11 protein-coding genes and 1 tRNA gene are annotated in these 13907 nt (G+C 63.9%); 8 read left to right on the forward strand and 4 right to left on the reverse strand.

Annotation, left to right across the window (positions count from 1 at the left end; genetic code table 11):
- Positions 1-10: 10 nt before the first annotated feature.
- The 4 genes from M1P90_RS16375 (at position 11) to M1P90_RS16390 (ending at position 4388) form a co-directional block, all read left to right on the forward strand.
- Positions 11-1540 (forward strand): glycogen synthase, encoded by a 1530-nt coding sequence (locus M1P90_RS16375; RefSeq protein WP_483704085.1) that lies wholly within the window; start codon positions 11-13, stop codon positions 1538-1540.
- Between the two features lie 296 nt (positions 1541-1836).
- Positions 1837-3201: an alpha/beta fold hydrolase gene (locus M1P90_RS16380; protein ID WP_483704087.1), complete on the forward strand. Its 1365-nt coding sequence runs from the start codon at positions 1837-1839 to the stop codon at positions 3199-3201.
- Between the two features lie 149 nt (positions 3202-3350).
- Complete coding sequence (locus M1P90_RS16385; protein ID WP_483704089.1) at positions 3351-3575, forward strand: hypothetical protein; 225 nt, start codon at positions 3351-3353, stop codon at positions 3573-3575.
- Between the two features lie 6 nt (positions 3576-3581).
- On the forward strand, positions 3582-4388 hold the full coding sequence (locus tag M1P90_RS16390; protein ID WP_483704091.1) for a P-loop NTPase: 807 nt from the start codon (positions 3582-3584) through the stop codon (positions 4386-4388).
- 47 nt (positions 4389-4435) lie between these two features.
- Here M1P90_RS16390 and M1P90_RS16395 read toward each other — a convergent pair.
- Positions 4436-4525 (reverse strand) — tRNA-Ser (locus M1P90_RS16395).
- 183 nt (positions 4526-4708) lie between these two features.
- On the opposite strand from M1P90_RS16395, the gene M1P90_RS16400 reads away from it, so the two are divergent.
- The 3 genes from M1P90_RS16400 to M1P90_RS16410 all read left to right on the forward strand — a co-directional run bounded on the left by M1P90_RS16400 (position 4709) and on the right by M1P90_RS16410 (position 9149).
- Complete coding sequence (locus M1P90_RS16400; RefSeq protein WP_483704093.1) at positions 4709-5365, forward strand: O-methyltransferase; 657 nt, start codon at positions 4709-4711, stop codon at positions 5363-5365.
- A 78-nt stretch (positions 5366-5443) separates the two neighbouring features.
- On the forward strand, positions 5444-7378 hold the full coding sequence (locus M1P90_RS16405) for a GAF domain-containing SpoIIE family protein phosphatase (protein WP_483704095.1): 1935 nt from the start codon (positions 5444-5446) through the stop codon (positions 7376-7378).
- A gap of 43 nt (positions 7379-7421) precedes the next feature.
- Entirely contained in the window at positions 7422-9149 is a 1728-nt protein-coding gene (locus M1P90_RS16410) for an ABC transporter permease (RefSeq protein ID WP_483704097.1), read from the forward strand.
- A 235-nt stretch (positions 9150-9384) separates the two neighbouring features.
- Here M1P90_RS16410 and M1P90_RS16415 read toward each other — a convergent pair whose 3' ends face one another.
- Both M1P90_RS16415 and M1P90_RS16420 read right to left on the reverse strand, forming a co-directional pair.
- Positions 9385-10947, reverse strand: coding sequence for an FAD-dependent oxidoreductase (locus M1P90_RS16415; protein WP_483704099.1), 1563 nt, complete (start codon positions 10945-10947; stop codon positions 9385-9387).
- Between the two features lie 154 nt (positions 10948-11101).
- Entirely contained in the window at positions 11102-12388 is a 1287-nt protein-coding gene (locus M1P90_RS16420) for a citrate synthase (protein WP_483704101.1), read from the reverse strand.
- A gap of 239 nt (positions 12389-12627) precedes the next feature.
- Here M1P90_RS16420 and M1P90_RS16425 point away from each other — a divergent pair, with 239 nt between their 5' ends.
- Positions 12628-13368 carry a PIG-L deacetylase family protein gene (locus tag M1P90_RS16425; RefSeq protein WP_483704103.1) on the forward strand — a complete coding sequence of 247 codons (741 nt, stop codon included), beginning with the start codon at positions 12628-12630 and terminating at the stop codon, positions 13366-13368.
- A 90-nt stretch (positions 13369-13458) separates the two neighbouring features.
- Here M1P90_RS16425 and M1P90_RS16430 read toward each other — a convergent pair whose 3' ends face one another.
- Positions 13459-13881 carry a response regulator gene (locus tag M1P90_RS16430; protein ID WP_483704105.1) on the reverse strand — a complete coding sequence of 141 codons (423 nt, stop codon included), beginning with the start codon at positions 13879-13881 and terminating at the stop codon, positions 13459-13461.
- Positions 13882-13907: the final 26 nt, after the last annotated feature.

The raw sequence follows: 13907 nt of genomic DNA on the forward strand, positions 1-13907 counted from the left end.
ATGAGGCCCTATGAGCAACCCGCCTTTGCGTATTCTGATCATGACGCCCGAGATGGTGCCGTTCGCCAAAACCGGCGGCCTGGCCGATGTTGCCGGCGCGCTGCCCAAAGCCCTGCGCGCGCTTGGCCACGATGTGCGCGTGGCAATGCCGCGCTACAGCCGGATCGACCCGGCGCGCTTCCCGCTTGGCGTTGCGGTGCCCGAATATACTGTACCCATGGACGACCACGATGTGAAGGCCGAGCTGCTCGAAACGGGTGTGCCCGCGCCCGGTGGCGACGTGCCGGTGTACATGGTCGACAACCAGCACTACTACGAGCGCGACGGCATCTATATGTATGAAGACGATGCCGACCGCTTTATTTTCTTCTGCCGCGCAACGCTGGAAGGCATCAAGCTGCTGGGCTGGCAGCCCGACATTATTCACTGCCACGACTGGCACACCGCGATTGTGCCGAACTGGCTGAAAACCATTTACAAAAACGACCCGTTCTACGCTCAAACCGCATGCGTTTTCACCATCCACAACCTCGCCTATCAGGGCATCTTTGGCTACCGCGTGCTCGAAATCGCGGGCGTCGATGAGTATGGCTTTATCGCCCACCCCGACATGCCGCACCTGAACGATGTCGTCGATTTTATGGGGCGCGGCATCTACTACGCCGACATTATCAACACCGTCAGCCCAACTTACGCCAGCGAAATTCTCGAACCAGACTATGGCGAAGGGCTCGACCCGCTGCTGCGCGACCGGCGCGATCGCCTGTATGGCGTGCTCAACGGCATCGACACCGATTTGCAGAACCCGGCGACCGACCCATACATTGCCGCGCACTACGATATAAACAACCTGGCCGGCAAGCGCGCCTGCAAGCTTGACTTGCAACACGACGCCGGCCTGCCGAGCAGCCCCGGCACCGTCGTCATTGGCGCAATCTCGCGGCTGGCCGATCTCAAAGGATTCGACCTGATCGAGCAGATTGCCGAGCCGCTGCTGCGCCACAACGACGTGCAGCTCGTTATTCTTGGCACCGGCGACCAGCGCCACCTCGACCGCCTGAACCAGTTGCGTGGACGTTTCCCCGAGCAGGTCGCGCTGTTCAACACCTTCAAGGCCCAGCTTGCGCAAAAAATCTATGCCGGCTCCGATATCTTCCTGATGCCTTCGCGCGTAGAACCGTGCGGCCTGGGCCAGATGATCGCCCTGCGCTATGGCACCATCCCGGTGGTGCGCGAAACGGGCGGCCTGGCCGACACCGTGCGCGACTACGAGCCGGCCACTGGCGCGGGCAATGGCTTTTCGTTCGGGGAATACGACTCCATGGCGCTGTACACGGCCTTGATCCGCGCGCTGGAAACCTATCGCCACCAGGATACGTGGTCACAGCTTATTCAGCACGCCATGGCGGCCGACCATTCGTGGCACAGCTCGGCGCGCCGCTACACCGAACTCTATGGGCGCGCGCTCGCCAACCGTCGCACGCAGGCCGCCCAAACGCCATACTGGCGTGATGCTGCGACATCGTATCGCGAAGATTAGAGCAGTTGAGCCACAAACGCATATGCTGAGATCTGGCGCTTTTCTCCGTGACCTCAGTGTTCTTTGTGGCCCAAGGCTCTGGCCTTAACCATAGGCACGCCCCGCGCCCCGACCGCGCAAACCGCCACGCAGTGCGGCCGATCACAGATTGATACGAATTGTTCGCAGGATCTCTGCTTCTGCGGAATGACAATTCGCTCATAATCAGCGCCAACACCTGCGAAAACACCGCTCACACAACGTTCTTGCCAACGACAATTGCGATGACTGGCGACCAATTCGGGCGGGAGATTGCTATGGCAACATATACGATCAATGGGCAAGTGCTGTATGTGCAAGAGGCAGGGCCAGCCCATGGACCAATTGCCATTCTGATTCACGGCTGGTCGAGCTCGTCCTTCACCTGGGCGCCAATCATCCCGATCCTGAGCAAGCGCTACCGCTGCATCGCCATCGACCTGCCGGGCTTCGGGCAATCGCCTGCGCCGGCCAGCAAGCCGACCATTGTGGGCTATGCGGACCTGATCGCGCAGATTATTGTGAAGCTGAATGGCGACCACGACCGCGCCGTGCTGGTGCTGGGCCACTCGATGGGCGGGCAGATCGCCGCCACGCTGGCGCTGCTCTACCCCGTGCTGGTCGACAAGCTGGTGCTGCTCAACCCCGCCCTGAGCGGCCGCCTTTCCACGCGCGTGAATTTGCTGATGAAGCCGCACGTTATGGCCGAACGCAGCTCGGTCATTGAATGGCTGCTCTCCATGGCCGCGAAAACCCCGCTCGACTACACCGACTACCTGCTGAAACCCTCGAACTTTGCCGAGCGCGCGCACGTTTCCGAGCAAGCCTACGCGAAAATTCGCGAAGACGCCCGCCGCCGCGGCCAGGGTCAGGTGCGGGCGGCCTGTTTTGTCGCCATGCAGCAGGGCGATCTGCGCGGCCAGCTTGGGCGCATCGAGCCGCAAACGCTGGTGTTGTGGGGCGCGGAAGACAATATTGTGCCGCTGCGCGATGCAGGCGCGGTGGCGGAAGAATGGCCGCGCGCCGATCTGCGCCTGATCCCGAACGCCGGGCACTGGCCGCAATTCGAGCAGACCGACGCCACGCTGCGGCATATTGCGCACTTCCTGGGCCTGCCGCCCGCGCTCAGCGACCGCCCGGCCGAAACCGATAACGACCTCGCGCATCTGCAAGAGATCGCCGGCTTCCTGAACAACTCGGAAATTGGCGAGCACCTGACCGAAGCGCAGCGCCTGCGGCTGTCGTCGCTGGTGCACTCAAACGGCTACGGGGCGGGCGACAAGGTTGTGTCGATGAACAGCAATGGCAACGAGATGTATATCGTCAAGGCTGGCACACTGGAAGTGTGGCTCACCACCGACAGCGGCACCACGCGCCTGGCTTCCATGAATGCCGGGCAGGTTGCAGGCGAGCTCGCGCTGCTGGAAGGCGTGTCGCGCAGCGCTGATTTGCGGGCCGGCCCGCAAGGCGCGCAACTGCTGACGCTCACCAAAGAAGCGCTCGACTCATTGGCCGAAGACGACCCCGCAATGGGCATGCGCATGATGCAGAACCTGGCAATTTCGCTTGGTAAACGCTTGCGCCTGCAAAACTGGCGGGCCGCCCGCGCCGAAGAAAATGCGCCCGGCTTGCCTCAGCGTTAGGCGTTCACTTGTTCCATAGTGCATCACAAGAGTCGGCACAGCCGGCTCTTTTATTTCGCGCAGGGCGGCGCTATGCTATAATCAGCAGCAAATCTTCTCCGCCTCCCTATTCACTTCGTGCGCTGCTTGAAGTGCAGAAAGCGACATCTATGAGCGGCAAGCTCATTTCATTCTTCCGCCTGCCAACCGCAAGCTCAGTGCGCATTGGGCAAGTGCGCATTGTGAAAGATCGCAATGGCGTGATCTACGCCGACGGCAGCAAAGTGCTGAGCGCCACCACCACCGGCGCGCATTCCGTGCTCAAGCTCACCGACGGGCGCGACTTTTACGTGCTCACCACCGAGCTGCAAAGCGTGCCTAAGGCCAAAGGGTAGCGACGCATGAGCCAGCGCCAGATCCCCAATATCGCGCGCGTGCTGGCGATTGCCAGCGGCAAAGGCGGCGTGGGCAAAACGACGGTGAGCGTGAACCTTGCGCTGGCGCTGGCCGCGCGCGGCGCGCGGGTGGGCATTTTCGACGCCGACATTTACGGGCCGAACGTGCCGCTGATGCTGGGTGTGCGGCGCACGGCCTCGGCCTCGGGCTTGCTGCCGATTGTGCGCGCCAACGCCGAGCCGTATATTCCGCCGCTGGAGCGCTTCGGCCTGAAGGTTATGTCGATTGGCTTGCTGGTTGGCGAGAACGACGCCGTCATGCCCGACCCGCACGACGCCGGGCGGATCGTCACCCAGACGTTTGGCGACGTGAAGTGGGGCGCGCTCGACTACCTGCTGATCGACCTGCCACCCGGCACCGGCGAGCCGCAGCACAGCCTGGTGCGCAGCTACCAGATCGACGGCGTGGTGGTTGTGACGACCCCGCAAGACCTTTCGCTGCTCGACACCTCGCGCTCGCTGGGCCTGTTTCGCAGTGCCCACGTGCCCATCCTCGGCCGCATCGAGAACATGAGCTATATGATCTGCCCGCACTGTGGCGAGCAGATCGAGGTGTTTCACCACAGCGAGCGCAGCTGGGCCGTGCGCGATGCCAACCTGCCGCTGCTTGGGCGCATCCCGATGGACATTGCGATCAGCCGGGGCATCGACGCCGGGCACCCGCTGGTGCAGGCCGCGCCCACCAGCGCCGATGCCGCCGCCTTTGGCGCGATTGCCGCCACGCTGGATACGATGCTGCGGGGACAGGCATAAAAAGCGCGGGCAGCTGCCAAAATGCTTGACAGCTGCCCGCGCCACGGTGGCGGGGAGGGTGGGATTTGAACCCACGAGGAGGTTGCCCCCCTACGGCATTTCCAGTGCCGCGCACTAGGCCACTATGCGACCTCCCCAAGTGTAAAGCGTTTCGTGCGCGGCTTCCATTATAGCAAAAATCACCGCTTCGTGCAATGCCGCAGCGCGCGCCCAGGCCCAATTTTCTGTTCAGATGAACAAAACCACATATCGGGAAACAGCGATATGTGGTACAATCGGGGCTGCGTGATTCCGCGCTGGAGCGCGCAAGGAGGGACCACATGCGCGATGACATCACAAACTTTGCCATCGAAGACTACCTCAGCAACCTGATGCCCCCACGTTCGGGTGTGCTGGCCGAACTTGAGCAGCGCGCCTACGAGCGCGGCCTTCCGCTCGTCGGCCCGGTTGAAGGGCAGTTGCTCTACCTGCTTGCAAAAAGCTCCGGCGCGCGCGAAGCGCTTGAAATCGGCACGGCCACCGGCTACGCGGCTACATGGCTGTTGCGCGCCGTGGTGCCCGCCGGCGGCCGCCTGACGGCGATTGAGCGCCAGCCCGAGCGCTACAAACTGGCGCAAGACTATATTACGCGCGCCGGCTATGGTGAGTGCCTGAATATTATCGAGGGCGAGTGGTTCAGCGTGCTCGAAACCGTGTCTGGCCCCTTCGACCTGATCTTTCTCGACATCCTGCGCAACCTGTCCAATGAGCACGACGCCGTCAAGGCGCTGGAGCTGTGCGTTTCGCGCCTGCGGCCCGGCGGCATGCTGATAGGCGATAATGTGCTGTGCAACGGCCTGGTGGTTGAAGAAGATGCTGCCCCAACCGTGCGCGGCATTCAGGAATTCAACCGGGCGATCATGCAGCACCCGCAGCTCGAATCGGTCATTATTCCCGTGCGCGATGGCGTTGCCATCTGCCGTAAGAAAGACGAATAATTTACGATTTATGATTTATGATTTACGATTAGAACGCGCCAAATCGTAAATCGTTAATCATAAATCGTAAATCGAACTATGCCCGCACTCACCGACGCCCAGCAGCGCATCGCCGAGCTCACCACCCTGAATGAGCTGGCGCAAACCCTCAACCGCGCGCTTGATTTGCGCGAGGCGCTTGATGCTGCCTTGCCCAAAATCGTCGAGATCATGGGCTTGCGCACCGGCTGGATCTTTCTGCACGAAGAAGGCGCGAGCTTCCGCCTGGCCGCGCGCCACGAGCTGCCGCCCGCGCTCAACTACCCCGGCCCGGCCTGGTCGGGCGAGTGCAGCTGCCAGGAAATGTGCCTGGGCGGCAAGCTCAGCAAAGCCGTCAATATGGTGCGCTGCAGCCGCCTGCGCCACGCCGTCGGCGACAAGCGCTCGCTTGCGCAGCACGCCTCGGTGCCCATCCAGGGCGAAGCCGAAGTGCTCGGCATCCTGAACGTTGCCACCTCAGAGTATGGCCGTTTCACGCCACCGCAGCTTCAGCTCCTTTCGGCAATTGGCTTTATGCTTGGCACCGCCATCACCCGCACCCGCCTGCACGATCAGGTGAAGGTGCGGCGCGTGCAGGAGCAGGCCGCGCTGCTCAAGCTCTCGCAGGAACTGCTCGGCGCCGAATCGCTTGAGCCGGCGCTGCAGCGGCTGGTGCGCGTTGGCGCGCGTCTGCTCGAAGCCGATGCCTGTGCATTTATTGAAGCCGACGAGCAGGAAGGCCGCGCGATGCTGGTGGCTGCGCACGGCTGGCACTACCTGCCCAAAGGCGCGCCGCCCGTCGTGCTCGACTCAGTCAACCCGCACCTGTGGTACCTGCCCGAAACCAGCGCCGCGCTCCATGAAGATGCGCTCGACGACCTGCCGCAGCTGCTGGAAGCCCAGCGCTTCCAGGGCCACCTCGCGCTCACCATCGAAATTGGTGGCGCGCCGGTTGGCACGCTGATGATCAACACACACACGGCGCGCCGCTTCCTGATGGACGAAGCGCAGCTGCTTGGCTTGCTCGGCAGCCAGCTCGCCCAAACGCTTGAGCGCGAGCGGCTGCATCAGGAAGCGCTCGCCCGCCAGCGCCTCGAACAGGAGCTGAACCTCGCGCGCGATATTCAAAGCACCTTCTTGCCGGCCGGCTGCCCGGTTGCGCCGGGCTACTCGATCGCGGCCTTCTACCGCGCGGCACGGCAGGTTGGCGGCGACTTCTACGACTTTATTGAGCTTGCGAGCGAGCAGCCCGGCAATGGCGTCGAAAAATCGGGCGAGCCAATGGCGCGCGGGCAGGCCCAGCCCAAGGGCGCAGCGATGAGCCGGCAAGATCGCGAGCTGGAGTTCTGGCGCACTGGCCGCATGGCCCCGCGCCCGCCCAAATCGAACCAGACCATCGCGCTGGATCAGGCTGGCCGGCTTGGCATTGTGATCGCGGACGTGACCGATAAAGGCGTGCCGGCAGCCTTGTTTATGGTGCTGTCGCGCACCATCATTCGCGCCACCGCCAGCGATGGCCATTCGCCCGTGGCGGTGCTTGAGCGCGCCAACCGCCTGATCCTTTCCGACGCGCGCTCGGGCCTGTTCGTCACGTGCTTCTACGCCATTCTGGACACGGAAAGCGGCGATCTGATTTTTGCCGACGGCGGCCACAACTACCCGCTGCACTATCGCACCGCTCAGGCCAGCATCGAGCCGCTGCAGGCGCAGGGCATTGTGCTCGGCATTGTGCCCGACGCACGTTTCGAGCAGCACGCCACCGTGGTCGAGCCCGGCGATGTGGTGGTTTTCTACACTGACGGCGTGACCGAGGCGATGAACCCGCGCCGCCAGCTGTTTGGCGAAGAGCGCCTGGCCGAAATTCTGCGCCGCAGCCACCACCTCTCGCCCGAAGAGATCATCGACCGGATCATCGACGCGGTGACGAGCTACACCGCCGGCGCGCCCCAGACCGACGATATCACGATGGTGGTGCTGAAGCGCAACGCCGCGTAAGCAAGCCCCCCACGGAACCGCCTGCCAATTTCCCGGCGAGCCTATGCGATACCGCGCCCTGATTTTCGCGCTGCCGCTGCTTTTCATGGTCTTCTTTTTCCTGTACCCCCTGGCGGCGATTCTGCGCCTGAGCTTTGGCGGCGGCGAAGGCGCAAGCGGTGCGGGTCTGGCGCAGCTCGTTGCCGACAGCTACTACCTCGAAGTGCTGTGGTTCAGCACCTGGCAGGCGCTTGTTTCCACCGCGCTGACGCTGCTGGTTGCTCTGCCGGCCACCTATGTGTTCACGCACTACGCCTTCCCCGGCAAAAGCCTGCTGCGCGCGATTGCCACCGTGCCCTTTGTGCTGCCCACGGTGGTGGTGGCGGCAGCCTTCAAGGCGCTGCTTGGCCCGCGCGACCTGCTGAATAGCACCCTGCAACACTGGCTCGGCCTTGCCACCCCGCCCATCCAGCTCGACCAGACACTGGCGATTATTCTGCTGGCGCATGTGTTTTATAACTACAGCGTCGTGCTGCGGATCGTCGGCAGCTTCTGGAGCACACTCGACACACGCGTGGAACAGGCGGCGGCAGTGCTGGGCGCGAGCCGGCTGCGCACCTTCCGCGAGGTGACGCTGCCCCTGCTGCTGCCCTCGCTCGGCGCGGCGGCGCTGCTGATCTTCATCTACACTTTTTCGAGCTTTGGCGTCATTCGCATTCTGGGCGGGCCGCGCTTCGCCACCGTCGAGGTTGAGATTTACCGCCTGACATCCGACCTGCTGCGCCTGGATGTGGCGGCTGCGCTGGCGCTGGTGCAGATCGCGGCGACGCTGCTGATGACGGTGTTCTACACGCGCCTGCAAGCGCGCGCAACCGTGCCGCTGGCCATACACGCGCGCAGCGCAGCCGCCCGCCCGATCCGCACCGGGCGCGAACGCCTGCTGGTCGGCGCGAATATTGCCATGCTGCTGCTGCTGATTGCCGCGCCGCTGCTGGCGCTGGTGCTGCGTTCGCTGGTAGAAATCGGCGCAGATGGCACGGCCGCGCCGACGCTGGATTTCTACACGCGCCTGAACCAGAACAGCACGCGCGGCGCGTTTTTTGTGCCACCGCTGACGGCAATTGGCAACTCGCTGCGCTTTGCGCTGGCCGCAACGGTGCTTGCACTGGCGGTGGGCGTGCCGGGGGCGTACCTGCTGGCCGGAAGAAGCAAGAAGCAAGAAGCAAAAACCAGGCAAATCCCGCGCAGGTTCTCGGTTCCTGGTTCCTGGCTCGCGGCTTTGCTCGACCCGCTGTTTATGCTGCCGCTCGGCACCAGCGCGATCACGCTTGGGCTGGGCTATATCATTGTCTTCAGCCGCCCGCCGCTTGCCCTGATTGCCTCGCCCTGGCTGATCCCGGCAGTACACGCGCTGCTGGCATTTCCGTTTGTGGTGCGCTCGCTGCTGCCCGCCCTGCGCGGCCTCGACCCACGGCTGCGCGAGGCGGCCGGGGCGCTGGGTGCAAGCCCCCTGCGCGTGCTGCGCGAAATCGACCTGCCGCTGCTTTTCCCGGCGCTGCTGGCGGGCGCAGTGTTCGCCTTCACCGTGTCGATTGGCGAGTTTGGCGCGGCGCTGCTGCTGGCCCGCCCGGAAAACCAGACCGTGCCGGTGGTGATCGACCGGCTGCTGGGCCTGCCCGGAGCTTTGAACTATGGCCGCGCCCTCGCGCTCAGCACCATCCTGATGCTGACTACCACGCTCAGCTTTGTGCTGCTTGAGCGCGTGCGCTTCCGCGACCTGGGCGAGTTCTAGTACCAACTCCGCTTGATTCTTCTTCTGGTACTGCGCCACGGCAAGGCCGGGGCGCAGTACCAGACAAGAAAATTCGGGGGCGGCAAAGCCGCCCCCGAACCCCCACCAAATAGAGGCTTTACCCGAGTGCTGAACATTCGTTTCAGCAATATTCGCCATCCAGGCTCTGGCAAGAAGCGTGTTGTATAGCAGAAAATGCAACTGCCTTCTGCCAACTGCAAACTGCTCTGCGGCGCTACGGCCGGTTTTCGCTGGCGCGCTTCCGGGCACGCTTGCGGCGCAGCATAGTGTGGCGCACGCGCGTCATTCCCGCGCTCACCAGGCCGGCAAACCATTCTGGCTCGGCGGGCGGCGCAAGCGGCCACGGCTCGCGGCCAAGCTCGGCCAGCAGCAGGTTCGCCGCTGCCATTCCCGTCGTTGCAGCGCGCTCAAGGTACATAGCCGGGTGCGGGTGCGCCACCCAGTCGCCGCAGGCCACCATGCCGGGCCAGGGCGTCCCTACCGCCAGCACGCGCGCGGGGTCGCCCGGCGTAAACAGGGTATGCGTGGCCGGGTTGCGCTGCAATGTCGTGTGCAGGAGCTGGCCGCGCAGCTCGGGAAAGGCGCGGTAGATGTCGAGCTGCACGCGCGCCAGCAAGGCTGCGTCGGGTTGCTCGCCCGCCGGTGGCGCGCCATACAGATGCACTTCGACCGCGCTGCCGCCGGTGGCTTCGTGCCATGCGCGGTACGCGGGCTGTAGCCGATGCAGCCAGAAAAAATTGTCGATCGCAAAATCGCCAGTGCACATCCCCGACTCGGCTACCGGGCGCGGGCAGGCGGCAAACCACATGCGGACGATCGCCGTCGCAACGCCAGCGGGGAAGCGCAATTCCCCGGCGCGCGCTGCCGTGGCCGGGCTGTTCCTCAGCAACTGCGCGGCGGCAGGCGCATCCAGCGCCAGCACCAGCCGGTCGGCCAGCAGCGCGCGCTCGCCCGCGCCATCGTCGTAGTGCACCTGCCACTGCTCGCCAATGCGGTCAATCTGCGTGGCCCGGCAGCCCAGCCGAATGCGCGCCCCGCAGGCGCGCGCCCGCTCGGCCAGCGGCTCGGCAATGCACGCGCCGCCCGTGCCGGGCAGGTAGCCAAACACCCACGAATCGCGCCGCAGAAGCGTGTAGAAGCGCAGAAACGCAATAAAGCCCGCCGCAGGCGCGGCTTCAGGGTGGGCCGCCAGCGAGTTGCGCGCCAGCCCGACAAACAAGCTGCGCAGCGTAGGCGACCAGCCGCGCGTGAAATCGGCCAGCGTCATGCCATCGAGCGCCTTGCCCTCCACCAGCGGGTCGATCGACATTGCCGAAAGCAAGCTGCCCGAAATCAGCAGCAGCGAGGCCAGATCGCGTGGCGAGAGCATGGCCCAGAAGCGCGGGCGCACAAACAGCGCAAGGTAGTGGAACGGCGCGGGCACTATGCTGGTGCGCATGGCGCTGCCAATCGCGGCGGCGCGCACCCGGCGCTCGCGCCCAAAAATCCACGTTTCCTCACGCGATGGAACCAGTTCGGGCATGATGCCGTGATGCGTGAGCAAGGCGCGCAGATTGTGGTAGGGCGACCAGATGCCATGCACGCCGTGTTCGGCTGGGAAGCGCCACGTCGCGCCGTCGGCGCCTGCAAGTTCGGCCGCGGGCGAATCGCGCAAGCGCCCGCCCACCCAGCGCGGGTCGGCTTCGAGCAGCACCGGGGCCAAACCGCGCTCGGCCAGCAGCGCCGCCGCCGTGAGCCCGGCAACGCCGCCACCAAGAATGCAAATGCTGGTCATCATCGCCTCGCACAACAGCAACGCCAGAGAGCAGTATGTCGCTCCCTGGCGTTTCGATCTGGCCCAAAACAGCCTGGTTGAAGTTTGTTTGCTAAGACGAAGGACGAATGATCAAAGCACGTTTCGTCATTCGTCTTTCGTCAGCGGCGCAAGTGTTTTAGCGCTTGGCAATCGCCACATAGTCGCGCTCGGGCTCGCCAATATACAGCTGGCGCGGCCGGGCGATCTTCTGCTCGGGGTCGTTCAGCAGCTCGACCCACTGCGCCAGCCAGCCCACCGTGCGCGGAATGGCAAACAGCACCGGGAAGAACGGCGTCGGCAGACCCATCGCCTGGTAGATCAGGCCCGAGTAGAAGTCGACATTCGGGTAGAGCTTGCGCGAGATAAAGTACTCGTCTTCCAGCGCGATGCGCTCCAGCTCCAGCGCCACATCGAGCAGCGGGTTGCGGCCCGTCACCTCGAACACTTCGTAGGCCAGCTGCTTGACGATCTTGCCGCGCGGGTCGAAGTTCTTGTACACGCGGTGGCCAAAGCCCATCAGCTTGCCCTCGCCCTTCTTGACGCTTTCAATAAAGGCGGGAATGTTCTTGGTGCTGCCGATCTTGGTGAGCATGCGCACCACCGCCTCGTTCGCGCCGCCATGGAGCGGGCCGTAGAGCGCGGCGGCGGCACCGGCCAGCGCAACATACGGGTCGGCGTGCGCCGAGCCAATCGCGCGCATGGTGTTGGTGCTGCAATTCTGCTCGTGGTCGGCGTGGAGAATGAACAGCACGTCGAGGGCGCGCTCAAGCACCGGGTTGGGCTTGTAGCGCAGCTCCGAGCGGCGGAACATCATGCTCAGGAAGTTACCGGCGTAGCTCAGCTCGTCGTCGGGGTAGACAACCGGCAGGCCGCGAATATGGCGGTACGAGAAGGCCGCAATCGTCGGCACCTCGGAGATCAGGCGCACGATCTGCTCGTTGCGAATGGCCGGGTCGAAGATCTGCGCCGACTCGGGGTGGAAGCTCGACGATGCGCCAACTGCGCTGATGAACATGCCCATCGGGTGCGCGTCGTGGCGGAAGGCGTCGATCAGGTGCTTGATGTTTTCGTGAATATACCAGTGCTTCTTGATCTGGGTTTCCCATGTCGCAAGCTCAGGCGCCGTCGGCAGATTGCCGTTCAAAATCAGGTAGGCCGTCTCAAGGTGCGTGCTTTTCTCGGCAAGCTGCTCGATCGGGTAGCCACGGTAGCGCAAAATCCCTTCATCGCCATCGAGATAGGTGATCGCGCTCTTGGTCGAGGCGGTGTTGGTGAAGGCCGGATCGTAGCTCATCAGGCCATAGTCGCTCGGTTCGATCTTCAGCTGGCGCAGGTCGCTAGCGCGGATAGCGCCATTGGCAACCGGAACCTCATAGGTCTTGCCAGTCCGATTATCGGTGATGGTCAGCGTCTCCGTTGACATTGGAGGACTCATCCTTTCTGTATACTTGCAGAATGCAATTCCAGGTTGTTCCACCTATGAACGCCGGGGCGTTCTTCAAAGCCGCAAGCGGCTGTTCAGCGATACGAGGCAGCCCACTGCGCCGCCTGGGCGCGCTGCCACATTCTAGTTTGAGATATTATACGCGGTTTCTGCCCGCACAACGCAGCCGGTAGTGCTATCATACGCGGGCAAGGATCAGTTATGTTACAGGAAATACGATGACGACCCTACCAACGCCACGGCGCGTGCTTGCCGTGATGGCTCACCCCGATGACATTGAGTTTATGGCCGGCGGCATGGTCTCGCGCTGGGCACGCCTCGGCGTCGAGCTGCACTACTGCCTGCTCACCGACGGCAACAGCGGCAGCCGCGATCCGTCGCTCACCCCCGCCGTGCTGGCAGAAATGCGCCGCGCCGAGCAGCGGGCCGCTGGCGCGCTGTTCAACGTATCGAGCTACAGCTTCCTTGGCCGCAGCGACGGACGGCTGGTGGCCGATATCGAGCTGCGCCTGGCGATTGCCCGCGAGATCCGGCGCGTGCGGCCCGACACGGTTGTGACCTGCGACCCACGCTTTTTCTACGGCCCCAATTATATCAACCATCCCGACCATCGCGCCGCCGCCGAGGCCACGCTCGCCGCCGTGATGCCAATTGCAAACACGCGCCTGGCCGCGCTTGAGCTGCTCGACGAAGGGTTCGAGCCGCACGACGTTTCGACCGTCTACCTGGCTGCGCCCGACCGCGCCACGCTCTGGCTGCCTTTGGAAGAGCAAGATCTCGACCGCAAAGTGGCCGCAATGAAGGCACACACCACCCAGATGGGCGGCTGGGATGCCGGCGCGATGCTGCGCCAGTTCGCCGCCGGTGCTGCCGAGGAAGCGCGCCGCAATGGCGTGGAGTGCGAGTTTGCCGAAGCCTACGTGCAGATCATGCTGCGCCAGCCGCCCGCAGAGGCGTAGGCAGCGCGCCATGCAGAAAGCCCGAAGGAGCGCGCTCCTTCGGGCTTTCTGCATGTTGGAATTTGTGCGCAAGCTGCGCCGGGCAGTTGCTTAACCGGCGGCCTCGGGTGGGTAGGGGGCGTGGTGCTGCAGCAGCACCCGCATCGACATGAGCAGGTCGGGCGTGTTGAAGGGCTTGGTCACGACACCGTCGGCGCCAACCTGCTGCCCGTGGTGGCTTGCCGACGCATCGTCGAGGCCCGTCAGCAAAATGATCGGGATATGCGCAGTGCCAGGGTTTTGCTTCAGCATCTGGCAGACGGTAAAGCCGTCGGGCGGCGGCATGGTGACATCGAGCAAGATCAGGTCGGGCGGGCTTTCGCGCACATATTCCAGCGCGGCCTGCCCGCTGTGCACCGCCTGGGTTGTATATCCTTCGCGCTCGATCAGCCGCGCCACCACGGCCGCAACCAGCGGTGAGTCATCTACTATCAATACCTGCGTTGGCACATCGACCTCCCGCGTGCTCGCCATCTGGCGCGCCCGATCTGTTGCCATAT

It is taken from the genome of Kouleothrix sp. 19917, from assembly GCF_057073505.1.

Bases quoted from the DNA above. Each gene is read 5' to 3' on its own strand.
- M1P90_RS16390 (WP_483704091.1), top strand. From the start codon at position 3,582: ATGAGCCAGCGCCAGATCCCCAATATCGCGCGCGTGCTGGCGATTGCC.
- M1P90_RS16405 (WP_483704095.1), top strand. From the start codon at position 5,444: ATGCCCGCACTCACCGACGCCCAGCAGCGCATCGCCGAGCTCACCACC.
- M1P90_RS16430 (WP_483704105.1), bottom strand. From the start codon at position 13,881: ATGGCGAGCACGCGGGAGGTCGATGTGCCAACGCAGGTATTGATAGTA.
- M1P90_RS16425 (WP_483704103.1), top strand. From the start codon at position 12,628: ATGACGACCCTACCAACGCCACGGCGCGTGCTTGCCGTGATGGCTCAC.
- M1P90_RS16385 (WP_483704089.1), top strand. From the start codon at position 3,351: ATGAGCGGCAAGCTCATTTCATTCTTCCGCCTGCCAACCGCAAGCTCA.
- M1P90_RS16420 (WP_483704101.1), bottom strand. From the start codon at position 12,388: ATGTCAACGGAGACGCTGACCATCACCGATAATCGGACTGGCAAGACC.
- M1P90_RS16415 (WP_483704099.1), bottom strand. From the start codon at position 10,947: ATGATGACCAGCATTTGCATTCTTGGTGGCGGCGTTGCCGGGCTCACG.
- M1P90_RS16410 (WP_483704097.1), top strand. From the start codon at position 7,422: ATGCGATACCGCGCCCTGATTTTCGCGCTGCCGCTGCTTTTCATGGTC.
- M1P90_RS16400 (WP_483704093.1), top strand. From the start codon at position 4,709: ATGCGCGATGACATCACAAACTTTGCCATCGAAGACTACCTCAGCAAC.
- M1P90_RS16375 (WP_483704085.1), top strand. From the start codon at position 11: ATGAGCAACCCGCCTTTGCGTATTCTGATCATGACGCCCGAGATGGTG.
- M1P90_RS16380 (WP_483704087.1), top strand. From the start codon at position 1,837: ATGGCAACATATACGATCAATGGGCAAGTGCTGTATGTGCAAGAGGCA.